The following is a 25959-nucleotide window of genomic DNA, read 5'->3' on the forward strand; positions in this document are numbered from 1 at the left end:
TCAGATGGCCGCCTTCAGCTCGTCGGGCAGACGGATGACCGGGGGCAGGACGGGGGGCTCTCCTGGAACGGCCGCGAAGGCGCAGGCCAGGTGGAGGGTGGGCACGCCCACGGGGGTCACCTCGTGGAACCACCCCGGCGGCACGTAGAGGGCGTCACCGGCGGCGAGCTCGCCCTCCCAGAACAGCCCGGCCCGCACCCGCCGCAGCTCGTCGGGGGTTCCGCCGGCCTCACCGCGGGCGGCCGCCTGGATCCCCTCCTTGTAGGCGGTCGACTCCGGGCCGCGCACCGCGGGACGCGTGGGGCGGTAGATCCTCCAGTGCTTGCGGCCCGCCAGTTGCAGCACGAGGTTGTCGGTGTAGTCGTAGTGGAGCGCGAGCCCCTTGAGGCTGCCCCACGCGGCGTAGGCGTTGACGTAGACCGGGGCCCCGGGGCGCGACAGCTCGGCGGCGAGTTCGGCCAGCGGGGGATGCACCTCTTCCAGTGCCTCCACCCGCAGCGTCGCTCCCGCCAGACGTCGCCGCAGCTCGTCCGGGGACGTCCGGCGCGGCGCACGCCAGATGGACTCGCCGTTGGTGAGCACACAGACGCGGCTCATCCCGGGGTCCGGCAGCGACAGGTCCTTCTGGATGGTGGCGCTGCCCGGCCCCTCGAAGCACGACGTGGCCAGAATGCGTTCCAGGTCGCCCCAGGTCAGCAGCTGTTCCAGAGCCGGGATCGAGACGCGCCGCGGCTCGTCGCCCGGCGCGGCCGCTCCGGCCGGGAAAATGGTGTCCAGCAGGCTCATGCCATCCTCCGGAGAATCGAGTCGACGCAGCTGGTCGCGTTACGGCCGAAGAAGTCCGTGAAATGCGTGTCGACCGCGTACTCGCCCGGATGGGCGGCGGTGAAGTCCCCCAGGTCCGAGGACTTGCCCACGCTGTCCTCCACCACGATGTAGTCCCCCTCCTCCAGCCGTTCGTGCACGTACTCGAGCACGCCGCGGACACCGACGTGCGCGTCCTCGACGATCAGCCGCGGTCCACGCGCCAACGCGTCGGCCGGCACGATCTCGTCGATCCGGCGCGCGTCTCCGGTGAGGAAGTCGACGCGGGGATGGGCGACGGACACGGGCTGCACGTCGACGGAGACCACCCGGCAGTCCAGACCGTGCAGTTCCGCGAGATCGGCCATCCACAGGGCGCTCGCGCCGTTGCCGGAACCGATCTCCAGGACGACCGCCGGGCGCAGTTCCGCCAGGAGCATGGGCACGAGGGCGAAGTCGAACGCGCTCTTGAACAGGTCGTGTCCTCGCCAGCGGGTCGGCCGGGCCGTGCCCTGGCTCATGATCAGCACCTCGTCCGGGATCTCGCTGCGGCGGTGCGGATCGAGACCCGTGAGGTCGACGGCGTGCCGCTCGGCCCACGGGACGAAGCGTCCGGCCTCCCACGCGGCGCTGTGGCGGGCGAGCCGGGCCGCCCACCGCGGATCCCGCTCCTCCGCCTGGCGCAGCACCCGCCGGTCGTAGTACGTCGGAATCCCCTGCTGGCTCTGGTCCACCCGAGCGCGCGTGCGGCGCATCAGCTCGTCGATCGTCATCGTGGCTCCGTTGCTTGGCTGATGAGATGTACACCCCGGTCCAGCACGCGCTGCCGCCAGGCCGGCGAGACGGGCGCGAACGCGTGGGCGAGACGGGTGCGCGCCCAGACGGACCGCGGATCCTCGCGGCGGCCCCAGAACCACGCCCGGTTCTCCTGGTGGAGTGCCGCGACGACCTCCAGGGCGGAGACGGTGCCGAACTCGGCCGCGCACAGCGTGTACGCGCGGTCCGGCAGGAGTTCCTCGCACCAGTTCCCCAGGCCTCCCTGCACCCGGTAGTGCCGCACCTGCTCGAGCGCCGGGCGGGCGTCCGGGCCGAAGCGCCGGACCAGCGCGTCGGCTTCCGGCGTGCCCTGCCGCCGGGGAAGCAGCAGCTGAAGTCCGCCGCTGGTGCCGAGCCCCGTGTGGATGTCGAGGTGGAGGACCTCGCCGGCGCCCGCCGTCCAGCGGGGCAGGTTCTCGCGCAGCAGCTCCTGGAGCGCGGCGGGCCCCGAGCCGCCGTAGAAGAGTCCGCGGGGCGTCTCGTACTGGCCTCCGCTGACGGCCTGGAAGACCGCCTTGCGTCCCTTGCGCGCCGCGGCGAACAGGGCCTTCGGCAGGACCGGGTCCCAGCGGTTCGCCGGGCGGGGCGGGACCAGCCACGGCGCGACGTCCCGCCAGCCCGGGGGCGAGCCGGTGTACTTCTCCCCGGCCAGCAGGAAATTGCGGTTCAGGTCGATGTTGTCGGCGTCGACGCGCCGCTGCCACGCGAACCCGAACGGGTTGAGGATGTGGATCAGCACCACCCGCGTGGACGGCCCGGGCAGCCGCTCCAGCCACGCCCGCTGGATGGCGGAGCCGGCCACCCCCTCGACGCCGTGCAGTCCCGACGACACGATGACGCAGCGCTCCGCGTCGGAGGGCCCGAGCAGGGCCACGTCGACGGTCAGCGGCTCGCCCGCTGGGCTGCGGCCGCCGTGCGGGATCCGTTCCACCTCACCGTGGCGTCGCGCCAGGGTGCGAAAGGCGCCACTGGCCTCTTCCCACCCGTACAGCCAGCTCATATGACCTCCTCAAGGAGTACCGCGAGGTCTGTGCAGGGCTTCACGCCGGCCGCGGCGAGGTGCCGCCAGCTGTCCCGCCCGTCCAGCCGGCCGCCGCGCGGCCCGGCCGGATCGAGTGCCCCGCCGTCGCGTGACGCCCGGAGCAGTTCGAGATAGGGGGCCAGCGGATGGCCGGGATCGCGGCTGACGGCCGTCTCGACCCGGCGCAGCCACTTCTCCGGGGGCAGCGTCTCCAGCGCCCCCACCGCCTCGGCGAGTTGCCGGATCGTCGGGGCCACCGGCTCCTGGAGGTGCCAGGTGCGCGGCGGGGTGCCCAGGGCGGCGACGACGGCCGCCGCCGCCGCCCCGCGCCGGATCAGGGGGAGGTCGACGTCGACGTCCGGGAAGGCCCCGGTCGCCCGGCATCCGCGCACCAGCGCGCCGACGTAGTCGTCCAGCTCGGTGCGGCGGTCGACGACGAGGGCCAGACGGTGGACGTGGGCCCGGCCGCCGCGCTCGACGAACGACCGCACGAGGCTCTCCGCGGCCCACTTGCTCTGGGCGTAGCCGCCGCGGACCGGGGGGTTCGCCGGCAGTGGCGTGTCCTCGGGGAACGCGTCACGGCCGTGGTCGCTGAAGACGGACAGACTGGAGACGTAGTGCAGGACCGCGCCGTCGGCGCACAGGTCCAGTACGCGGCGAGTGCCCTCCACGTTGGCCGGCGCGAGCGTCGCGTAGTCCTTGACGTAGGAGACGTCCGCCGCCGCGTGGACGACCGTGCCGAACCGCGTGGTCGCCGTGTCCGGGTCGAGGCCGGCGAGGTCCCCTGCCCAGGCGAAGGCGCGGTGGGCGTGCTGTTCGACGCCCTCGGCGCGCAGCAGCTCGGCGAGCCGGGCGTCGGCGTCGCCGCGCAGCAGACAGTGCACCTCGTGGCCGCCTTCGAGGAGTTGCGCGAGCAGCGCGGAACCCACCATGCCGGTCGCGCCGGTGAGCAGCACCGGCCCCGGCCGGGGTTCGCGGGGCGTGCCGGACCAGACCGCGTCGGCGCGGATCCGCGAGGCCAGGGGGCGGCCGCCCAGGAGCGCGTGGACGACCCGGCGGCGGGGGCCCAGGTCCAGCGCGGCGCCCAGCCGGGCCTCGTCGACCGTCCCGACCGGGCAGAGGGCGAGGTCGTGGCCCGCGGCCTCACCCGCGAGCAACTGGCCCATGTAGCCGGCCTCGAGCGTGGCGAGCCGTGTGGCCGTCTCGCCGTAGAGGGGTTCGAGGGTGTCGAGATCCGCCACCAGGACCACGGCGAACGCCGCGCCGTGCGCGAGCGACCGGTTGGGGCCGGAGTCCGCGGTGGCGGGCTCCCACGGTGTCTCGGAGACCCGGGTGAGGCGTCCGGCCGCGCCGTCGAGGAACCAGCTGCCCGCCAGGCCGTCCACCCTGCCGTCGGCGACCTGGAGGTAGGTCTGCACGCCGTGGGCGCCGCCCGCGGAGGGGTACAGCCGCGTGCCGTCCTGGGATACGAGGAGGGCCAGCAGCCGTTCGAGGGCGTCGACGGGCAGCGGTTCGGGCACGAAGTCGCGGTGGCTGCGTCGGCTGTGCAGGGACTCGGAGGCCGACACTGTCGGCAGGTCGCGCGTGGGTCCGGCGAGTTCCCGGTGGCCCTGGCGTTGCTTCGCCCGGGCCCGCTCCCGCGGATCCAGCGTCACGGCGGGCCCGGCGTCCTCGGCGTGCAGCAGGGCCGACAGGCCGCGCACCGTGGGGTTGGCGAACACGTCACGGACCGGCAGCCGCCTGCCCAGCCTGGTCTCCACGAGGGTGAGCATGCGGATGGCGAGCACGCTGTCGCCGCCCAGCACGAAGAAGTCGTCGTCGACCCCGGCGTCGGGCTGCCCCAGGACCTCACGGAAGAGGGCGAGCAGCGTGTCCGAGGCGGGTGTCGCCGCGGCGGGCGCCGGCGCCACCTCCAGGGCCGTGCGGTCGACCTTGCCGTTCGCGGTGAGCGCGAGCGCGTCCACCAGGTGGATCTGCCGGGGCACATGGGCCTCGGGCAGGCGCTCGGTCAGATGGCGCCGCACGGACGCCTCGTCCGTCGCTCCCACGACGTGCGCCACGAGGTGGCGCTGTCCGGACGGGCCCCTGGGCGCGGTGACCGCGACCTGCCGTACGTCGGGATGCTCCAGTACGGCTGCCTCGATCTCGCCGAGTTCGACGCGGTGCCCCCGGATCTTGACCTGTCCGTCCCGGCGGCCCAGGAACTCGATCGTGCCGTCGGGGCGGAACCGTCCGAGGTCACCGGTCGCGTAGTAGGGCTCTCCGGTCCCGGGGTCGGTCCAGAACGCCGCCGCCGTGCGGGCGGGGTCCCCTCGGTAGCCGCGGGCGACGCCCGAGCCGGAGATGTGGATCTCCCCGGTGACCCACTCCGGCCGCGGAGCGCGGCGGCCGTCGAGGACGTGCATGCCCTGGTTCCGCAGCGGACGCCCGTACGGCACGCTCGGCCACGTCGGATCGTGGTCGCCGATCTCGTGCGCGATCGACCAGATGGAACCCTCTGTCGCGCCGCCCAGGCTCACCACCCTGCACTCGGGTGCCACCGCCCTGATCCGGTCGGCGAGGGTGACGGGGATCCAGTCCCCGGACAGCAGCGCCAGGCGCAGGCCGGGCAGCTTGCGGCCCGTCGCCTCCAGGTGCTCGACGAGCATCTCGGCGAGGGCGGGCACGCTGTTCCAGACGGTGATGTCCTCGCCGGTCATACGGTCCGCCCAGGCGGCCGGGTCGCGGGAGGCCTCGGGGTGGACGACGGCGCCGCCGGACAGCCAGCTGCCGAAGAGGTCGAAGACGGAGAGATCGAAGTGCAGCCCGGACAGGCCGAGCACGCGATCGCCGTTCAGTTCGAACCGGTCGCAGATGTCGGCGAGCGTGTTGACGGCGGCCGCGTGGGGGATCTCCACGCCCTTGGGCGTCCCCGTCGATCCGGAGGTGAACAGGATGTACGCCAGGTCCTGCGGGCCGGCGAGGTCGGGCGGGGCGGCGAGCGGTGCCTCGCGGTCGTCGTCGGACAGGGGGATCCGGGTCAGGCCGGACGCCCAGTCGGACGACGTGACCGCCCGGCGGGCGCCCGCGGTGCGCAGTACCGCGTCGATCCGGCGCTGCGGCCAGGCGGGGTCGATCGGGACGAACGCGCCGCCGGCGGCCATCACGCCCAGCGCCGCGGCGGCCTGGCGCCAGCCGTGGCGCGACTCGACGGCCACCACGTCGCCGACCGTGAGCCGGTCGTCCAGCAGCCGCCGGGTCACCGCGCCCGCCGCGGCGGCCAGGTGGCGCCGGGTGACCCGCTCGCCCTGCGGGGTCACCAGGGCGAGCGCGTCGGACACGTCGTCGGCGAGCAGTGTCCGGTGCAGCAGGGACGGGCCCGGCGCCGGCCAGGCGGTCGCCCCGTACGCGTCCCGGGTCCGCTGCTGGTCGGGGGGAAGCCCTGGGGTGGTGGTCGACCACTCGCCGCGCGCGATGCGGCGCAGCGTCGCCTCGAAGCGTTCCATCATGGCGTCGACGACTCCGGGGCGGAACAGCCCGTCCACGAAATCCCAGGTGCTGACCAGCGCGCCGTCCTCCTCGCGGACCTTGTGGTCGAGCCACACCTGCGAGGTCTGGGTCAGGGCGTAGGCCACCTCGCCCAGGCTGCCGCGCTGCGGGGCGTCGAGTCCGAGGGTGCTGGTGAACACCACCGGGAAGGTGTGCGGCCGGCCCAGGCGGCGCAGCGCCCGGACGCAGCGCACCGCGTCGTAGGCGTCGCTGTCGAGGGCTTCCCACAGGCGTCCCTGGAGGGTGGCGGCGAACTGTCCCAGGTCGTCGGCCGGTCCGGCCTCGACGAGCCGGGCGCTGGTGAAGTCGCCCACGACGAGGTCCACGTCGGGGTGGAGCGGAGGCCGGTCGAAGAAGGTGACGGCCAGCGCGAAGTCGGGTTCCTCCGCCCAGGCGCCGAGCACCCAGGCGAACGCGGAGAGCAGTGTGCCCGCCGGGGTCAGCCCGTGGGCCGTGCCGGCCTCGCGCACCGAGCGCCAGACGCTCGCGTCGAGCCGTAGCTCGCGCCGGTCGAACCGCACCGTGTCGAGTTGTTCGGGGTCGACGGCCAGGGGCAGCTGGGGGCCCGCCGGGAACGACGCGGCGCGGGAGGCGAACTCCGCGTCCTCCCGTGTGCGGTCACGCCGGGCCAGGGCCAGGGCGAGGTCCCGGTAGGCAGGGCCGGGCGGCGGCAGCTCGCGCCCTTCGAGGAGGGTGATCAGCTCACGGGCCAGGAGATACACGCTGTGGGCGTCAGCGATGAGCGCCGGGACGCTGATGTGCACCCGGGCCCGGTCGTCCAGGCGTGAGACCCAGACGCGCACCAGTGGCCAGCTCGCCGGGTCCGGCCTGTGGTGGGAGCGCTCGGTGCGGCGGGTGGCGAGGGCGGACTCGGGCGCGCCCCTGAGGTCCTCCACCACGACGGGGAACTCGCCGGGGTCGGTGAGGACACGCTGGCGGCCGTCGGCGTCGAACACCGCGCGCAGCATGTCGTGCCGTCGGACCAGCGCGCGGAACGCGTCGACGAGCCGGTCCACGGGGACCGTCGTGTCGATCTCCACATAGCCCTGCGTGCCGACGCTGCCCAGGGCCATGTCGTCGCGTCCGCCGACCCAGTAGGCCTGCTGGAGTTCGGTGAGCGGGAACGGCTCCTCGGCGGCCGAGGGGTCCGCGACGAGGACCGCGGTGTCCTCGCGGGCCGGTTCGGCGTCCCGCAGCGCCACCTCCAGCGCCGCGACGGTCGGATGGTCGAACAGCGTGCGCAGCGGTACGTGGACCCGCAGCCGGTCCTCGATCCGCCGGCACAGGGTGATGGCGAGCAGGGAGTGGCCGCCCAGCGCGAAGAAGTCCGCGTCGGGGCCCGGTACGGGGACGCCCAGGACCTCTTCCCAGACGGCGGCCAGGGCGGCCTGCGCCGGGTTGTCGAGGGACCCCGCCTCCAGGGGGGACCACTCGAGGCTCGCGAGGGCCTTCCGGTCGAGCTTGCCGTGGGCGCTGAGCGGGAGGCGCGGCACGACGATCCAGCGGGACGGCAGGAAGGGCGCCGGCAGGGTCTGCGCGAGTTCGGCCGCCCATGTCTCGGCCTGGCGCGGGGCCGCCTGGGCGGCGCCGTCGCAGCCGGCGGTGGGCACGATCCACGCCTCGACGAGGTCGCCGTCGAGCCGGCAGGCCGCGACGTCGACGCCGGTCAGGGCCGAGAGGTGGGCGTCGATCTCCAGGAGCTGGACGCGGTGTCCGCGGACCTTGACCTGGTCGTCGAGCCGCCCGAGGTAGGCGAACCGGCCGTCGGGCAGCAGTTGTGCGCGGTCCCCGGTGCGGTAGCCGTCGGGCGTGAACGCGGGGTGGTCCGGGTGTCCGAGGTAGCCCTTGGCCAGCCCGGCGCCGGTGAGCACGAGTTCGCCGCTCTCCCCCGGCTCGGCGCACGTCCCGTCGGACAGCCGCCGGATCCAGGCTCCCGTCCCGGTGATCGGCCGTCCGATGGTGGGTTCCACCGGCTCGGTGTAGTCCTCGAAGAACGCGTTCGACGTGCTCTCGGTCGGTCCGTACATGTTGCAGACGCGTTCCACCTCGGTGAGGAGGTTCGCGAGCAGGTCGGACGGGAGCGCCTCACCGCCGAGGTTCACGGTGCGGACCGTGGCGGGGAGGGCTCCGGCGGCGAGCACCGCGCGCAGCGCGGACGGCACGGTGTAGACGAGACGGACGGGCGCGGGGGGCGGCTCCTCGACGAGCGCCACGATGTCCCGCATCACCACGACGGAGCCTGGCCCGGCCAGCGGCACGTACAGTCCGAAGACGGACATGTCGAAGCGGATCGGGGCGGTCAGCAGGGCGCCGGTCAGCTCGTCGTCGCGGAACGCGGTCCGGGCCCAGCCGATGAGCGCGCGCACACTGTCGTGTCCGACGGCCACGGGCTTGGGGACTCCGGTCGAGCCCGAGGTGAAGATGATGTAGGCGAGTTCCTTCCCGTAGGGCTCCTCGTGCCGCTCGGGGCCGTCCTGGAACGGGTCGAGCCGGGGCACCTCCAGGTCGGTGTCGGCGACGGCCAGCCGTACGTCGGCCAGGTCCAGTTCGAGACGGCGCCGGGCGGCCGGGACGCCCGCGTCGAGGGGCACCACGGTGCAGTCCGCGAGCAGCACGCCGTAGACCGCCACGAGCATGGCGCAGCCGGGAGGCACCTGGACGCCGACCCGGGACCCGGCGGGCACGCGAGCCCGGACGGCGGCCGCCAGCCGGCGCGCCGCCCCGAGGAGTTCGGCGCGGGTGAGCGTCCCGTCGGGGCCGGTGACGGCGGTGTCCGAGGGGTGCCGCACGGCGTGCTCGACGAAGGCGGCGAGCAGGTGCGGGCCCCGCGCGAGGACGGCCGTTGTCGGTTCGACGCGGGCGAGGGCCGGTGCCGTGGCGCCGACGAGACGGTGCAGGCTGTCGCGGACCGCGGCGGCGAGGCGAGCCGCCTCGTCGTCGGTGAAGAGGCCCGAGTCGACGTCGAGCTGGAGGGCGAGGCCGTCGGGGCCCTCGGTCGCCACGAGGGTGGCGGGGAAGCGGGCCTGGCCGCCGTCGAGTTCGAGCCGCCGCCACCGCGACGGCCCCTCGGACGCGACCTCGGGCAGGTTCTGGTACAGCAGGGCCGCGTCGACGAGCGGGTCCGTGCCGGGCCGGTGTTCGGTGGCGTGCCGGGCCACGAGCCGGGCGTAGGGCACCTCGTGGTGCGCCAGCGCCTGGCGGGCCTGGTCGCGGACCGAGTCGAGGACGCCGTCCGAGGGGAGGCGCACCCGGAACGGCAGCAGGTTCACCAGGGGCCCGACGAGGCCTTCGAGTTCGTGACGGTCGCGATTGGCGTGGTGGAGCCCGACGAGGAAGTCGTCCTGGCCCGACCACCGGCCGAGGGCCTGGGCGAAGGCGGTGAGGACGACCTCGAAGCGGGTCGCCCCGGAGGAGCGGCACACGGCGCGCAGCGCCGGTTCCACGGCCGCGTCCAGCGGGACGGGGTGGACGCCGCGCCGGCCGTCGGCGACACCGCTGCCGAGCCTCAGCCGCGGCGGCAGGTCCCGCAGCGTCTCGTCCCACCAGCGGTCCTGTGCGTCCAGGTCGCCGCGGGCGAGGCGCTGTTCCGTCCAGGCGGCCCAGTCGCCGAGCTGGAGCGGCCGGCCGTCCGGGACACCGTCGAGCAGCTCACGCGCCAGGACGACGGTGGAGCTGCCGTCGGCGATGGCGTGGTGGCAGGCCAGGAGCAGCACATGGTGTTCGGGCCCCACGGTGAACAGCACCGCCCGCATCAGCGGTGCCCGGCGCAGGTCGAGCCCCTGGTCGAGGATCTCGCGGGCCTGACGCAGGGCGTCCGCCTCGCTGGTGACCGCCCGGGTCTCCAGGCCGACGGCGCGGTGGTCCCACACCACCTGCACGACCCGTCCGTCGCGCTCGTCGAGGGAGGTGCGCAGCGCTTCGTGCCGTGCGCACAGCGCCGCCAGCCGGGAGCGCAGTTCCGCCGGGTCGAGCGGTCCCTCCCACCGGACGAGGGTGGGGATCATCCAGGTGCCCGGTGTGTCGGACAGCTGGTCGAGGACCCACAGCTGGGCCTGGAGGGGGGCCGCCGGCAGCACCGCCGACCTGGGTACCGCGCGGCGCACCGGGGCCTGGACCAGTTCGCCCAGCAGCTCGACGCCCGCCAGCACCTGGTCGTGGGGGACGCCGAAGTCGATCAGGCACGCCACCTCGTCGGCGCCGGCGGCGCGGAGTCCGGCGAGGCGGTCACGACATCGGTCGAGGTCGCCCACGAGTCCGCCGTGGTCGACCATGCGTTCGGCCGACCGGAGCGCGAGTGCGCGGGCGTCCGCCTCCGACGGGCGCAGCGCCTTGTCCGCGCCGCGCGCGTGGGCCTGTTGCAGCACGAGGTTGTTCCGCGCGTAGTCGGCGTAGGCCGTGACGGCGGCCGTGCGGGCTTCGCCGTCGTCCTTCCCGACGAGGGTGTGCGTCATCACGGTGACGCGTCCGCCCGGTCGGTCGCCGCGGGCCCGGCGGTACCGGGCGGCTCGTTCGGCGAGCTCGTCCAGGGACTTGTAGTTGAGATTGGTCAGGACGTGCAGCCCGTGCCGTCCGGCGAGTTCGAACGTCTCGGGTGACTGGGAGGTCAGCCACAGTGGCAGGTGCGGCTGCACGGGCCGCGGCCAGGTCCCCACGGTCACGTGCTCGCCGTCCCCGTCCGGGAGTTCCAGTGTCTCGCCCTCCCACAGTCTGCGCAGGGTGTCGATCTGCTGGAGCAGACGGTTCTTGCGCTCCGCGTAGGCCCCCCTGGCCAGTACGAAGTCACGGCGGTGCCAGCCGGAGGCGATGGCCAGGTCGACGCGGCCGTCGGAGAGCTGGTCCACGACCGCCCATTCCTCGGCGACGCGGATCGGGTCGTGCAGGGGCAGGACCACGCTCCCGGCCCTGAGCCTGAGGTTGCGGGTCCGGGCGGCGAGGTGCGCGGCGAGGACGGCGGGGTTGGGGAAGGCGCCGCCGAACGCGTCGAAGTGGCGCTCCGGGGTCCATACGGCTTCCAGGCCCAGCTCGTCCGCGCGCAGGGCCGCCTCCATGAGGAGCCGGTAGGTGGCGGCCGGGTCGGCGGCGTGACCGGAGAAGAAGAAGAGGCTGAGGCGTGGGGTGTCGGCGGCGGGCGTGGGGCGGCTCGCGGGCTGAGCCCGCCAGTGCCGTTCGGCGCGGGGGACGGCTTCCGGGGCGGGCTGGGCGGGCGTCTCGGCCAGCGCCGCGACCAGCGCGAGCGGGGTGGGGTGGTCGAACAGCGACTGGAGCGGCACCGGTCGGGACAGCCGGTTCTCGAGTCGCCCCGCCACCCGGAGGGCGTCGAGGGAGTTGGCGCCCAGGTCGAACAGGCTGTCCTCGGGCCGTACGGCCGTGCCGACCACCTCCGCGAAGGTGGCGAGGACCGTCGAGAGGACGGCGTCCGAGGGGCCGTCGGCGGCCGTGCCGGGGCGGGGGGAGCGGTCCGGTTCCCGCAGTCCGGCGCGGAGGGCCGCACGGTCGACCTTGCCGTTGGCCAGCAGCGGGAGCCGGTCCCGTACGTGGACGCCGGCCGGGACGAAGGCGCTGGGCAGCCGGGAGGCCAGGGCACGCATCAGTACGTCGCCGTCGAGGGTGGCGGGGGTCGCGAACGCGTGCAGGCGGACGTCCGTGCCGTCCTGGACCGCGAGCACTTCCGCGGCCGTCACGCCGGGCAGGCCGGCGAGGACGGCCCGGACCTCTCCGGGCTCGACCCGGACTCCCCCGATCTGCACCTGGTCGTCGACGCGTCCGACGACCTCGATGCATCCGGAGGGCCGACGCCGGCCGCGGTCACCGGTGCGATAGCCGCGGCGTCCGTCCCAGGTCAGGAACCGGCCTCCGCCGTCGGGATCCCGGTGGTACCCGAGGGCGAGGGCCTCGCCGGTGAGGACGATCTCCCCCTCGGCCCAGGGGTCGTCGGCCGGTTCCCCGTCGGCGCCGCGGATCCACACGTCGGTGTCCGCCACGGGAAGGCCGACCGGGACGCGCGCCACCTGGGCACCGCGCTCGGCGAACCACTGGAGCCCCGTGGTGCTCTCGCTGGGGCCGTACCCGTTGACGAGAACGCATCCGGGGGGCGCGGTGCGGGTGAAGAGGTCCACATCGGACGGGAGGACGGCCTCCCCGCCCAGCACCACGGCACGCAACCGCCCCGGCAGCCCTTCGGCCGCGAGCAGCCGGAACAGGCTGGGGGTGGTGTGCAGGACGGTGGTGTCGGGCAGCACGTCGTGGCGCAGGGCCCGCAGCCCATGGCGCCTGGGGGAACCGATCACGAGCGTGGCCCCGACCACGGACGCGGCGAAGATGTCCATCACGGCGGCGTCGAACGCGAAGGAGGCCGTCATGCAGATGCGGTCGGAGGGGCGCAGCCCTATGGAGGACGCGAAGCGCCGCGCGTGGGCCAGGACGCCGGAGTGGCTCTGCACGACGGCCTTCGGCTCGCCGGTGGTGCCGGAGGTGTGGAGCAGGTAGGCGATCGTGTCGGCGGCGGGCGGACCGGGAGGGCCGGTGACCGGTACGGGGCCGTCCGGGAGCGGTCGCGCGCCGGCATGGGCCATGCGTTCGGCGTGGCGGGGGTCGGTGCGGTCGAGCGGGACGTACGTCCGTCCGGCGCGCAGGCAGCCGAGCATCTGGGCGATGGTCCGCGCCCGGGTGTCCGCCACCAGGGCGACGGGGCCGGCGGGCATGCCGTGGGCCAGGCGCGCGTAGCGCTCGGACTCGGCCAGGACGCGCTCCGCCGGCCAGTGGTCGTCGCCGTCGACGATGGTGGGTCCCGCGGCCAGGATCGCCTCGACCAGGCTCCCGGCCGGTACGGGTGGTCCGCCGACGCGGGCGCGCAGGGCCCGCTGTTCGAGCAGCTCGCGCTGTCCGAGCAGCCGGGCGGCGTCGTCGTCCATGCCGTCGGCCAGCGTCACGAGCCACTCCGCGAACCGCTGGGCGAGCAGGTCCACGGTGGTGTCGGTGAATCCCCCGGGGGGTGTCGCGAGCCGCAGCTCGATGTCCTCGCCTGGGACGACCGCCACGACCAGCGGCACATCCGCCTGCTCGTCCACCGAGATGTGCCGGATGTCCAGCGGGGAGTCGCTGAGCACGGCCTGGTCCAGGGGATAGTTCTCGACGACGAGCACCGAGTCGGACGACGACAGACCGGCGGCCCGCGCCACCTGGTCGAGCGGCGTCCAGCCGTGCCGCCGGTCGGTGACCAGCTCCTCCTGGACGCGTGTGAGCAGCGCGTGGACCGTCTCGCGCGGCTCGAACCGCACCCGGGTGGCGACGGTGTTGACGAACATGCCGATCATGTCGTCCACGCCGGGCAGGTCCGCCGGACGGCCGGAGAACAGCGAGGCGAACGTGACGTCCCGGGTGGCGTCCGGCTCGGCGAGACAGGCGGCCCAGCCGACTGCGGCGAGGGTGCCGAGGGTGACGGCCCGGCTCCGGCAGGCGGCACGGACCCGGTCGGTCGCGTCCCGGCCGAGCCGGATCCTGCGCTCGCCGCCCGTTCCGCCGGTCTCGCCGCCGACCCGGGTGAAGGAGGCGCCGTCCAGCCGCGTCCGCCAGTGCTCTCGCGCGGGTGTCGGGTCGGCGGCGCGCGACCACCTGATGAACTCACGGAACGGCGCGGCCGGCGCCAGCCCGGTGGCGTCCCCGGTCAGGGCGGCGCGATAGCGGTCGTCGACCTCCAGCAGCACCCGGCCGAGGCTCCAGCCGTCGAGCAGCAGATGGTGGAACGTCCAGATGAGCACGGCACGGTCGGGCAGCGGGACCAGGACGAGACGGAAGAGCGGCGGCCGTGCGAGGTCGAACCCGCGGTCCCGCTCCGCCCGGGCGAGCGCGGCGATGTCCTGCTCGGCCCGCTCACGCCGGTCCTCCACGCGCCAGGGCAGGGGGAATTCGGCGTGCACGACCTGCTGGGGCTCGGAGAGCCCGGCATGGTGGAAGGTGCTCCTGAGCGCCGGGTGGCGGCGACACAGCTCGCTCCACGCCTGCCGCAGCGCCTCCGGGTCCGGACAGGCGCCGAACTCGATCCGCAGTTGCTCGACGTAGGCGCCGGACTCCGGTTCCAGCACCGCACGGACCAGCATGCCCTGCTGAAGCGGCGTGAGACCGTGAATGTCCTCGACCTTAGTCATCCGTGGCCTCCAGACCAGCGAGAAGGGCGCGAAGCTCATCGTCGGGAAGTCCGCTGTCCGGGAAGTCGGCCGCACTGGCGGCGGCGGCCCGCGTCGTGTGCAGCAGGCTGTCCAGCGCGGACTGCAGAGCGGTCAGCCAGGTATCGGCCCCACCGCGGTGGTTCAGTTCGGCGTGCAGCCGTCCGGCGGTGGTGTACAGGGTCACGCGCCGCTCGTTGGGCCTGGGCAGTTCCGGGTCGCGCAAGGGGAGCGTGGTGTCCCGGACCAGTTCGAAGCGGGAGGAGGACTCGTCGCCCAGCGCCCCGAGCGGGTTGACCACCAGCGACGCCGACCGGCCGGAGCGGGCGTGGGCCGCGGCCGACGCGATGCCGCCGTCCGGCAGTTCCCGCAGTTGCTTCTTCACCTCCACCAGGACGTCGACGGGCGAGCCGGGGGGCAGCGCCAGCGGTATCAACGCGGTCAGCCATCCCGCCGTGCGGCTGAGGTCGAGCGTGCCGAGCATCCGGCCGTGGCGCTCCACCTCGATGTCCCAGCGACCGCTCACGCTGCCGTTGGCCCAGGCGGCGGCCGTCACGAGCAGTTCCTCCTCGGTGCAGCGCAGCCGCTCCAGTGCCGCCCGCAGGTCTTCGGCGCCGGGCGTCAGGACGCGCGTCGTCAGCTGTCCGTCACGCTCGACCCCGGTCTCCGCCGGTGCGGGGAGCTCCGGGAGCGTGACCGGCGGCAGCTGCGCCACGGCGTGGCACCAGGTCGCGTAGTCGGTGGGCTCGGCCACGAGCCTCACTTCATGCCCGGCCTCCAGCGCGTCGAGGGCTTCTTCCAGATCACCGACGATCACCCGCCAGGACTGCGCGTCGACGACCGTGTGGTGGGCACACAGGACGAGCGTGCCGGGCAGCAGGGTCGCCCGCAGCAGCGGGCCGTCGGTGGTGAAACCGCGGCACGCGGTCGCCAGGTCCGAGCCGTGTTCCAGCACATGGCCTCCGCTGCCGCCGTCCAGGGTGGAGCCCAGGGCCGGGTGCGTGGTGACCACCGCCGCCAGGGCGCGGTCGAGCAAGCCCGGGTCGAGGGGGCGCCGCAGGCGCAGCAGCACCGCCTGGTTGAAGTGCGGGGGCAGCCCCCTGGCCTCCAGCCAGGTACGCATCGGGGCCGGGGGCGTGGGGCCTTCGGGTGCGGAAGCGGGGGCGGCCGGGGCGGCCAGGTGCCCGGACAGGGCCCGGAACGTCGCGTCCTGCGCTATCGCGGCCGCCGGGAGCCGCCACCCGGTGCGGGACACCAGGGCGCAGACGCGCAGCCAGCTCACCGAGTCACCGCCGGAGGCGAAGAAGTTCGCGTCCGGTCCGGCCGGCGGAGCGCCCAGCACCTCCTCCCACGCCCGGGCGAGCACGTCCGCGTCGGTCGGCACGGCCTCGGGCGGGGCTGCCGCCGGGACGTGCGCGACCAGCGCCGAGCGGTCGATCTTCCCGTTGGGCGACAGCGGCAGGGCCGTCAGGAACACCAGGGCGTGCGGGACCATGTGGTCCGGCAGCTTCTGGGAGAGGTCCCGGCGCAGTGACTCCTCGCAGGCCTCGGCGCCCGGGCGGGGCACGACGAAGCCCACGAGCCGGCGGTCGCCGCGCGGGTCGCCACTGAGCAGCACCGCCGCGCGTTCGACGGCGGGCAGCGCCTCCAGCGCGTGCTCGATCTCGCCCAGTTCGACGCGGTAGCCGCGGATCTTCACCTGGTTGTCGACCCGGCCGAGGATCTCGATGGTGCCGTCGGGCAGCCAGCGGCCGAGGTCCCCGGTGTCGTAGAGCCGGACGCCGTCGCGGTCCACGAACCGCTCGGCGGTGCGTGTCTCGTCGCGCCAGTAGCCGTCGGCGAGACCCAGTCCCCCGATGAACAGCCTGCCCGCCACATGGACCGGGCACGGCTGGAGGCGGTCGTCGAGGACCTGCATCGTCTGGTTGGCCAGGGGGCGTCCGTAGGGGATGCTCGCCCAGCTCTCGTCGACCTGCTCGACCCGATGGGCGATCGACCAGATGGAGGCCTCCGTGGCCCCGCCGAGGGACCATACGGCCGCTTCGGGGGCGACGGCGCGCAGCCGCGACGGCAGCCGCAACGGGATCCAGTCGCCGGAGAGCATGAAGGTCCGCAGGTCCGGGGGCGAGAGATCGGGGTCGGCCTCCAGGGCGTCGGTGAGCATCTGCGCGAGGGCCGGTACGGAGTTCCACACCCGCACCCCGTGGGCCCGGGCGGCCCGGATCCAGGACGCGGGGTCGCCCCGGTCGGCGGGGTAGACCACGGCGGCTCCGCAGCGCCAGCTGCCGAAGAGGTCCCACACGGACAGGTCGAACGCGAGAGCGGAGAGGGCCAGGACGCGGTCCTGCGGTCCGAACGACATCCGCCGGCCGATGTCGACCAGGGTGTTGACGGCCGCCTCGTGCCGGATCATCACGCCCTTGGGCCGTCCGGTGGATCCCGAGGTGTAGATGACGTAGGCCAGGTCGTCCGGCCGGGGCAGGCGGCGGGCCCGGGCGGCGGGCAGGTCCTCGAGGGCGATGCCCTCCGTCCAGGAGCCGTGGGTGCGCAGCACGCACTCGGGCCCGGCCTCGTCGAGGATCTGCCGGATCCGCCCGGCCGGCTGGGAGGGGTCCACGGGCACGTACGCGGCGCCCGCGAGCAGGACGCCGAGCGCCGCGACGGCCTGCTGCCGGCCGTGCGGAAGGACGATCGCCACCAGGGCGCCGCGCGGTGTCCCCCGCTCCAGCAGCGCGGCCGCCACCGCCTCGGCCCGCGCGAGGAGTTCCGCGAAGGTGAGGGTGCCCGCGTCGTCGACGACCGCCGGCGCGTCGGGGGTGCGCGCGGCCGCGGCCAGCACACCGTCGACGAGCGTCTCGCGGACGACCGGTGCCCCGGTGGCGTTGGCGCGGGCCTGGAGGTGGCGCTGTGCCTCCGGGAGGAGGTCGGGCGCCGGCCCGTCCCAGGGGTCCCGCACCAGGGAGCGCAGGAGGGCGGACCAGGCGTCGAAGAGCGCGTCGAGCACTCCCGGCTCGAACATCTCCTCGACGCCGTCCCAGTTGTAGTGCAGACGGCCTCGGTGCTCGTAGACCTGGAGGTCGAGCCACACCTGGGGGGTCTGGGAGATGCCGTGGACCAGCTCACCCAGCCACTCCCAGTCGAACTCGCGGCCGAGTTCCGGGGTGGTGAGCGCGCTGGTGAACACGACGGGCATGCCCACCGCGTCCAGCCGTCCGGTGCGCCGGGCCAGCTCACGGGCCAGATGGACACCCGAGACGGAGCCGTGCGCCAGCTCCTGCCAGAGCCGGGCCTGGACGTCCCGCGCGTGCCGGTGGAAGGTCTCCCACCGGGCGTGCATGGCGTGCGGGAGCACCGAGGTGAAGTCGCCCAGCAGACGGTTCACGTCCGGGTGCACCGGCAGGCGCCGGAAGACGGTGACGTTGAGCGCCAGCCTGTCCTCGGCGCTCCAGCGCGCGAGGACCCAGCCGAACACGGCGAGCAGCGCGGCCGACGGAGTGACCCCGGACGCGGCGGCCCGCCGCCGGAACTCCGCCCACTCCTCCGCCTCGAGCCGGCCGTGCCGCCGGGTGAACCCGGAGCCGGTACGCCGTGCGAGCGGCAGCCGGGGAGCGGCCGGGAACGCGTCCAGTTCGGCGCGCCACCACTCCAGATCGGCTTCGCTGGGCGCGCCTTCGACGCTCACCACGTAGTCCCGGAAGGTCAGCTCGAGCGGCTCGGCCTCCCGCAGGGGGTCGTCGTAGAACTCCTTGAGCTCGTCCAGCAGCAGGACGCGGGACCAGGCGTCGCACACCCAGGCGTCGAGCCCGACGTGCAGCCGGATCTCGTGCGGCAGCAGGCTCGCCCGGACCTCGATCAGCGGCCATTGTTCGAGGGGACGCACGCGGTCGGCCATCTCGTGCCGCCAGGCGCGCACACCGGCCTCCGGATCGGCGGCGTCCCGGAGGTCCTGGACGGCGATCCGGAACGGCGGCGTCTGAGGCAGCACGCGTTGGCGGCCGTCCTCCGTGGCCACCGTGCGCAGCGAGGGGTGGCGGTCCATCAGCCGCTGGAACGCCCGCTCCAGGCGCGGCAGGTCCACGTCGATGCCGCAGCTCAGTTCCCGGTAGGTCTGGGCCGCGGCACCGCCCAGTTCGAGGAAGTCCCGCCGGCCGACCCAGTAGGCCTCCTGCACCGGGGTCATGGGGAACGGTTCGTACGCCGCGCCGGGTGCGGGGACGACCGTCGGCAGGGCGGCGGCGGGCGGCGCGGACGACGACAGCCCGCGGCGGGCCAGCTCGCGTGGCGTGCGGGCCTGGAGGATCTCCGCGAGGGGTATCTCGCGGCCCAGCGCCCGCTTGAGCGCGGCGGCCAGTTCCAGGGCCTTCAGCGAGTGACCGCCGTGCGCGAAGAAGTCCGCGTGCATGTCCAGGTCCGGCTCACCGAGCGTGGTCCGCCAGGCCTGGAGGACCGCTGCCTCCAGGGCGTCGGCGGGGGGTTCGGCGGTGACCGGGACGTCGTCCACCAGTTCCGGCAGGGCGCGCAGGTCGACCTTGCCGTTGGGGTGCACGGGGAGCGTCTCGCACGCCATCGCACGCTCGGGCACGAGGGCGGCGGGCAGCCGGTCGGCGAGCGCGTCGCGCAGGGCGCTCCACGGGCGGTCGGCGACGAACCAGGCCACGAGGCGGTGGCCGCCCTCGGCCGTGGGTTCGGCCCGGACGGCGGCCTGGCTCACCCCCGGCAGGCCGGAGAGCACGTCGGCCACCTCGGCGGGATCGACGGCGACGCCGTGCACCTTCACCTGGCGGTCGCCACGGCCCAGGATCTCGATGACCCCGTCGAGGCGCGCCCGGCCGAGGTCTCCGGAGCGGTAGGCGGTCTGTCCGCTGCCCAGGGGGTCGGGGACGAAGCGCCGCGCCTGGGCGACGGGCTCGTTGGCGTAGCCGGCGGTGGCGAACGGCGTGCGGATCAGGATCTCTCCCGGCTCCCCCAGGCCGCAGGGGGTGCCGGCCGCGTTCAGGAGGGTGACCGCCGTCTGCGGCAGGGGGCGGCCGATCGGCTGGACCCCTGGCTCGGGTGTCTCCGGCACACGGAAGAAGATCTTGGTCTGGGTGGTCTCGGAGGGGCCGTAGAAGTTCAGTACCTCGTAGTCGCCGGGGAAACGCTCGCGGAACCGGGCGACCAGGGTGTCGCTCAGCGGCTCCCCGGCGAAGAAGACGCTGCGCAAGGCGGGCAGCGGTGTCGTGTCGGTGGTGGCGAGCCAGCTGCGCGCGAGCGTGGGGACGAGGTGCAGCCGGGTCACTTCGCGGGCGGCCAGCAGGGGTGCGACGCGGTCTCCGCTCACGTCGGCGGGGTCCTCCAGGAGGTGCAGCACACCGCCCGAGGTCAGCGGCAGCCACACGTCGCGCAGCGCCATGTCGAAGGCGAGGTTGGTCAGCAGGACGAACCGGTCCTCGTCGCCCACCCCGAACTGCCGTCGCTGCCAGCCGAGGAAGTGGGCGATGCCGCGGTGGGTGCCGACGATCGCCTTGGGCGTGCTGGTCGAGCCGGTGCTGAAGACGACGTAGGCGGGGGCCGCCGGGTCGACGGGCACGATCTCGCCCACCGTCCCGCCGATCTCGACGAGGGTGCCGAGCTCGGCGTCGCGCTCGTCGTGGCCGTCCGCGCGCACCACCACGCGTGCCGCCGACTCGCGGACCATCGTCGCCAGCCGGCCGGGCGGGAGACGACGGTCCAGGTGGAGGACGGCGCCGCCCGCGAGCATCGTCCCGAGCGCGGCCGCGACGGTGTCGAACGCGGCGCTGCCGAGCACGCCGACGACGTCGCCCGGGCTCGCGCCGGCGGCCTGGAGGGCGCCCGCCACCCGCAGGGCTCGCGCCTGGAGATCGCCGTAGGTCCACGCCGTGTCCCCGCGCCGCAGGGCGATCCGGCCGGGATCGACGTCCATGACGGCGCCGGGCAGCGACCCCACCTCGGGGGTGGGCAGCGGATCGGCGAGCACCGGCAGGCGGTGATCGGCGCGCGGGGTGCGCAGCGACCACTCCAGGCAGCGGCTCCCGGGGCTGCGGACGAGCGCGGCGAGGGCGAGTTCCAGTTGCTCGGCGAACTCCTCGGCGGCGTCGTCCCCCAGGAACGAACGCTGCCGCAGCAGCACGAGGCGCAGTCCCTCGTCCTCGACGGCCGTGATGGTGAGAGGCACCTTGGCCTCCGGCGGGCACGTGTCGAGGGAGGTGCCGCGCAGGGTGAGGCCGCCCACCCGGGACGGCACCTCGAGGTGGTCGAGGACCACATCCACTTGGACGGCGTCGCGGGGCAGGCCGAGGCGCGACTGGAGCGACTCCAGCGGCAGCGAACTGTGGCCGCGCAGGTCCTGGAGTTCACGGGTGAGCTGCCGTACCAGTTCGACACCCGTGGTCCCCTCGGACAGGGATGCCCGGGCCCGCTGCATGGAGACGAGGCAGCCGACCGTGCGCGTCCACGGGGGTGTGCGGTTGGCGAAGGGCACGCCGACGGCGACCTCGTTCTGCCCGCTGAGGCGGCTCAGCACCACGGACACGGCCGCGAGGACCAGGGTGGCCACCGTGGTGTCGAGTTCCCGTGCCCGCCGCCGCAGCGCGTCGACGTCGGCGACCCGCCGTGAGGTGAGCGCGGCCCCGCTGTCCTCGGGGCGGCCCCAGGGAAGCCGTACCGCGCCGCCCGAGGGTCGTGCCCGCCAGAACGCGAGGTCGTCGGCGTCGTCGCCGGCCGCGAGCGTCGTGCGCTGGCGCGCGGCCCAGGCGAGCGCCGAGGGAGGGGCGGGCGGGAGCGGGCGGCCGGCCAGGAGGGCGTCCAGTTCCTCGATGAGGACACGCACCGACCATCCGTCGATCACCCGGTGGTCCCAGGCCAGCTCGACGTGGTCGGCTCCGCGCCGCACGGTGAACGGCCGTCCCGCCGTGAAGTCGGGGCGTCCTTCCGTCGGCGTCCACGGCACCCGCCGCTGGCGGCCCTGTGTGTCGGGCCCCGCGGTGGAGAGCACGGGGTGCCGCTGGACCAGGGTGGCGATCGCGGCCTCGACATCGGCTCCGGGGGGCACGCCGAGGGTGACCGAGACCGGCGGCAGCCCGGACGGGGACATCTGGGCCAGCAGCCACAGCCCCTCCTGCTGGAGGGAGAGCGGGGCCTCGTCGGGCTCCGGCAGCGGCTCCGTCGCCCGCGGCGCCCGGGCGACGAGGCCGGCCTGGGCCTCCAGGGTGCCGGCGGCGAGCAGGTCGACGGGTGACACGTGCACACCGAGCCGTTCCGCGATGCGCACGGAGAGTTCGACGGCCAGCAGGCTGGCCCCGCCGGTCGCGAAGAAACTCGCCCCGGCCGACGCGACGCGCACACCGAGCAGTTCCTGCCACAGGTCGGCGAGGAGTTCCTCCTGCGGGCCCGAGGGCGCCCGGCCGGCCTCCGAGGCGCTCCACCGGTGGGCCACCGGAAGTTCGCCCGCCTCCCACGCGGCCCGGCACGCACCGCGCTGAAGCTTGCCGCTCGTCGTGCGGGGCACGGCGCGTCCCCGCACGATCACCAGTTCGTCCGGTTCGAAGGCGAGCGCCTCGCGGAAGGCCCGGCGCACCCGTTCGACGACGTCGTCCGCGGCGCCTCGCGCCTCCAGGGCGAGCACCAGGCGTTCCGGTTCCCCGGGGGCCGCGAAGGCGCACGCCGTCAGGACGCCGTCCGCCTCCTTGGCGATCATTTCGAGGTCGTGCGGGTGGTGGTTCTCACCGCGCAGGATCACCAGGTCCTTGGAGCGTCCGCGGATGTAGAGCTCGCCGTCGTGCAGGACGCCGAGGTCGCCGGTGCGCAGCCAGCCGCCCCGGCCGTCGCTGGTGCTCAGGTCGCAGTTCTCGCTGTCGGGCGATCCGTGGTAGCCGTCGGTGACGCTCGGCCCGCGGACCCAGATCTCCCCGGTACCGGTGACCGGGGCTCCCGTCCCGTCCACGATGGCGACTTCCTCGACCGGGCGGCCGCAGCTCACGCCGTGGCCGGTCACGCGGGGTGCCTCGGCGACGGAGTGCGAGGAGACGAGCAGCGTCGATTCGGCCAGGCCGTAACAGGGAGTGAAGGCCTCCGCCCGGAAGCCGTGGCCCGCGAACGCTGTGGAGAAACGTTCAAGCGTCCGGGGTGAGATGGGCTCCGAACCTGTGAACGCGACGCGCCACCGGCTGAGGTCGACGTCCTTGAGGCGTTCGGGGTCGATCCGGTCGGCGCACCAGGAGTACCCGAAGTCGGGGCCTCCACTGGTGGTGACACCGAAATCGGAGACGGCTCGCAGCCAGGCACCGGGGTCGCGCACGAAGTGCTCGGGCGACATCAGGACGACGTGCAGCCCCATGCGCAGGGGGTGCAGGAGAGTGCCCACCAGGCCCATGTCGTGGAAGAGCGGGAGCCAGCCCGCGACCACGTCGTTCTCGTGCTGGTCGAAGGCCCGTTCCATCGCGGCGAGGTTGGCGTCGATGTTCACCGTGCGGACGCGCACGCCCTTCGGCGCCGCGGTGGACCCGGAGGTGTACTGAAGGACGGCGAGGTCACCGGGCTCGACGCGCGGATCCGGTTCCCGCTCCAGGTCGGGCACCGACGCGCCGGGCACCGTGTTCCTGCTGAAGGTGAGCGCGCAGCCGGCGTCCTTGGCGATCTGCTGGAGCCGTGCCTCGTTGCGCGGGCCGGCGGTGGACGGGGCCGGGACGGCGACGCGCCCCGACATCAGGACGCCCACCAGGGCCGCGACCAGCTCCTCCCCCGTCGGCAGGGCCACCAGGACCCGGTCGCCGGGAACGGTCGCCCGGCGGACCTGGTCGGCCACGCTGCCCGCGCGGCGGAACAGCTCGGCCCGGGTGAGGGTGACGGGCTCGGCATCAGGGGTCACGAACGTGACGGCGGGCGCCTGCGGACAGCTTTCGAGGTGCGTCAGTGCGTTGTGCAGAAATGTCACAGCAGCCTCCGGAGGCATGCGCTTACGACCTGGTCGGCGACGGCTGGATCGTCCAGCACCGCCATGTGCCCTCCGGGATGACGGAACAGGTGCATGGCGTCCTTGGTGTGTGTCGCCCAGCGGTGGAGTCCGGCGTCGTCGAGGGCGTCGTCGACCCCGGCGAAGACGAGCAGGGGTATGTCGATGGGCTGATCGGCCAGCGCGGGGAAGCTGTCCACCAGCGCCAGGTCGCCGCGCAGCGCCGGCAGGAAGAGCGCCAGGAACTCCGGCTGCTCCAGGATCTCCGGGGGCACGGCGCCCCAGCGCCGGTTGACCGCGAGCGCCAGTTCACGGTCCGGCAGACGGAGCAGATCGGCGTGCGTCTGCGCACCGCCGCCCGGCGCGATCTCCCCGGAGACCACCAGCGCGCGAGCCGTGCCGGGGGTCGCGGCGCACAGACCGTAGGCCAGGAGCGCGCCGAGGCTGTGCCCGAACACCACGGTGGGCAGCGGCGGCAGGGCCCGGACGGCTTCGGTCAGTCCGGCGAGCGCCTGCGCCGCCGAGGTCAGCGGTGGTTCCGCGAGCCGCGTCTCCCGCCCGGGCAGCCGCGCGACGCGCAGCTCCACCTCCTCGGGCAGTCGGGAACGCCAGCCGAACCACGCCGCCGTACCGCTCCCCGCGTGGGGCAGCACCAGCAGCCGCCTCGTGGCCGTGGTACCCGTCGCCGGTGCGGAGGGCAGCCAGACGTCCGCGTTCATCCGGCCGCCCGTCGACACGCGGACCGGCCGTCCAGCGGCCAGCCCGTACGCCGGCGGTTGGTGCTCAGCACGTCGTCCGTGACCAGGCGCCAGGCCTCGGCACGGCGCACTCCGGCCACCGCGAGACGTTCGTTCAGCCGGTCGGCCTCGTAGGCCACGACGTCCGCGGGAAGGGGCATGCCGCCCGGGTCGAGGATGCGGACGGCGCCGTCGAGGTCCCGCGCCGAGACCATCCGGCCGGCGTTGAACCTGCTCGGCGAGAAGGGCACGTCCAGATAGCCCCGGGCGAAGGCCTGCTCGACGCAGGCGCCGAGGTCACCGGGCGCGAGTGACAGGACCGCCCGCAGCAGGGACCGCACCGACGCCTCGATGCGCTGGGCCTCGGCCGCGTCCCGGACGTAGGCGGCCCCCTCGGCCTCGTCCACTCCGCGGGCGGCCAGCGCGAGGCCGCGGGCGTTGTCGTCGACACCCGGAATCCGTACCGCCTCGCACGGCGTCTTCACCACGATCCGGTCCGCCCCCGCCAGCGCGGCGGTCTCGGCGGACGTCCGGATGAGTTCCTCGGCGTCGTCGGGATGCCTCGGGAAGGCGCCCATGTACTGGTGGAACACGGTGGCCACCCGCACGTCCCGGCCGGCTCCGAGCAGTTCCCGGCCCAGTGCGCCCATGACCCGCACGGCGGCCACGTCCTGGGCGCGGCAGCCCTGCTCGGCGTAGGCGAGCGAGACCGAACGCACACCCGCCTCGACCGCGAGCATGCCCTCGAGCAGGTTGGTGGTGATGGCCACGCACGGCGGGATCAGGGTCGCGGTGAGCGTGCCGAAGAACTCCCGGTCGAGGACGACGCCGAGTTCGGCGTACCGCGCGGTGAGGCGGTCCACGTACCTCCACCGGTCGATCGAGACGGCCAGCGGGAGTTCCGCGTAGTAGGGGATGTTGTAGCAGATCGCCCCGCCTTCGAAGGCGGTCACGCCGCCCGCGTAGCTCAGCTCGGCCAGGAGGCGGGGGTCGCGGGCGCTGTGCCGGGTCTGCAGGGGGACGGGGCACTCGGCGCTGATCTCCCTCAGCGTCTCCACGCCGTGGTTCACGACCGGGAACCCGTTGAGTTCCCCGCGCCCCGACATGACCCGCTCGGCCTCCGCGTAGCGGCCGTCCCTCGTCATGGAGTCGACCTGGAAGGAGAGCACGTCGGCTCCGGCCGCGTGCAGTTCCGCGAAGAGGCGCCGCTGGTCCCCTCGGCCTCGCACCCCGGACCGGGGGTGCAGCAGAGGACGGGGCGCGCTGCCGTGCAGTTCCGCCAGCGACGGGCGGTCGGCGAGCACGGCGGCGTTCTCCTCCATGTCGCGCGCCCCCTCACCGGTCGGCCACTGGCCGAGCACCGCATCCCGGCCCTCGATCGACGGCTCGGCGCGGCGAGGTGGCAGCAACACGGGGCTGTAGGCCCTGAGTTGACGTCCCGCCAGGTCATCGCGCAGGGCGGCGACAACGACGTCCGTCTCCACGAAGTCCGTGTAGACGCGGGTGAAGCCGAGGCGCCGCAACGCCTCGGTGTCCCCGTCGATCGCCGGATGCCCGCCCAGATACCACAGGCAGTCGTCGGGCAGCTCCGGCACGTCGCACAGGTAGTGCCCCGCGTGACCGTCCATGTTCGACACGAGCACGGCGTCACAGTGCCGCGCGGCGGCGGCGAACCGGCCGAAATCGTTCTGGATCCCCAGGTCGCACACCTGGAAACCCGCCGACGTCAATGCGTGTTTGAGGACGAACAGTCCAACGGAGTGGCTGTCGGCACCGAGTCCGCCGACCGCCAGCGCCGCCCCCGCACGGCGTACACCCATCACTTGGGACTCCCATCGATGATCACTCGGCGAGCCCGAGAGGTTCGCACTCGCCCCACCGAAAAGCAGGCCCATGTGATCACCCGAAAACGTTCGGCCGCCACCCCTCCATCGCGTGTTC

The 25959-nt window shown here is 74.3% G+C and carries 7 protein-coding genes; all 7 read right to left on the minus strand.

What is annotated here, in order from left to right; genetic code table 11:
- Genes ALMP_RS20710 through ALMP_RS20740 form a run of 7 tightly spaced genes read right to left on the minus strand, consistent with a single transcriptional unit; the run spans position 1 to position 25838 of the window.
- The gene (locus ALMP_RS20710) at positions 1 to 786 is read right to left on the minus strand and encodes a cupin domain-containing protein (protein ID WP_264930439.1); all 786 of its coding nucleotides are present in this window, start codon (positions 784 to 786) and stop codon (positions 1 to 3) included.
- Positions 783 to 1577 carry a CmcI family methyltransferase gene (locus ALMP_RS20715; RefSeq protein ID WP_264930440.1) on the minus strand — a complete coding sequence of 265 codons (795 nt, stop codon included), beginning with the start codon at positions 1575 to 1577 and terminating at the stop codon, positions 783 to 785. The genes ALMP_RS20710 and ALMP_RS20715 overlap by 4 nt, the downstream gene beginning before the upstream one ends.
- Positions 1574 to 2620: a M14 family metallopeptidase gene (locus ALMP_RS20720; protein WP_264930443.1), complete on the minus strand. Its 1047-nt coding sequence runs from the start codon at positions 2618 to 2620 to the stop codon at positions 1574 to 1576. Before ALMP_RS20720 ends, ALMP_RS20715 begins: the two co-directional genes overlap by 4 nt.
- Positions 2617 to 14313 carry a non-ribosomal peptide synthetase gene (locus tag ALMP_RS20725; protein ID WP_264930445.1) on the minus strand — a complete coding sequence of 3899 codons (11697 nt, stop codon included), beginning with the start codon at positions 14311 to 14313 and terminating at the stop codon, positions 2617 to 2619. The genes ALMP_RS20720 and ALMP_RS20725 overlap by 4 nt, the downstream gene beginning before the upstream one ends.
- Positions 14306 to 23281 (minus strand): non-ribosomal peptide synthetase, encoded by an 8976-nt coding sequence (locus ALMP_RS20730; RefSeq protein WP_264930447.1) that lies wholly within the window; start codon positions 23279 to 23281, stop codon positions 14306 to 14308. Before ALMP_RS20730 ends, ALMP_RS20725 begins: the two co-directional genes overlap by 8 nt.
- The gene (locus ALMP_RS20735; RefSeq protein WP_264930449.1) at positions 23260 to 24000 is read right to left on the minus strand and encodes a thioesterase II family protein; all 741 of its coding nucleotides are present in this window, start codon (positions 23998 to 24000) and stop codon (positions 23260 to 23262) included. Before ALMP_RS20735 ends, ALMP_RS20730 begins: the two co-directional genes overlap by 22 nt.
- On the minus strand, positions 23997 to 25838 hold the full coding sequence (locus ALMP_RS20740; protein WP_264930451.1) for a hypothetical protein: 1842 nt from the start codon (positions 25836 to 25838) through the stop codon (positions 23997 to 23999). The genes ALMP_RS20735 and ALMP_RS20740 overlap by 4 nt, the downstream gene beginning before the upstream one ends.
- Between the last annotated feature and the right edge of the window lie 121 nt (positions 25839 to 25959).

It is taken from the genome of Streptomyces sp. A012304 (genome assembly GCF_026008495.1).
Taxonomy (GTDB): domain Bacteria; phylum Actinomycetota; class Actinomycetes; order Streptomycetales; family Streptomycetaceae; genus Streptomyces.

Coding starts and splice junctions, on each gene's coding strand:
- ALMP_RS20715 (WP_264930440.1), bottom strand. CDS start 1,577: ATGACGATCGACGAGCTGATGCGCCGCACGCGCGCTCGGGTGGACCAG.
- ALMP_RS20725 (WP_264930445.1), bottom strand. CDS start 14,313: ATGACTAAGGTCGAGGACATTCACGGTCTCACGCCGCTTCAGCAGGGC.
- ALMP_RS20710 (WP_264930439.1), bottom strand. CDS start 786: ATGAGCCTGCTGGACACCATTTTCCCGGCCGGAGCGGCCGCGCCGGGC.
- ALMP_RS20720 (WP_264930443.1), bottom strand. CDS start 2,620: ATGAGCTGGCTGTACGGGTGGGAAGAGGCCAGTGGCGCCTTTCGCACC.
- ALMP_RS20740 (WP_264930451.1), bottom strand. CDS start 25,838: ATGGGTGTACGCCGTGCGGGGGCGGCGCTGGCGGTCGGCGGACTCGGT.
- ALMP_RS20735 (WP_264930449.1), bottom strand. CDS start 24,000: ATGAACGCGGACGTCTGGCTGCCCTCCGCACCGGCGACGGGTACCACG.
- ALMP_RS20730 (WP_264930447.1), bottom strand. CDS start 23,281: ATGCCTCCGGAGGCTGCTGTGACATTTCTGCACAACGCACTGACGCAC.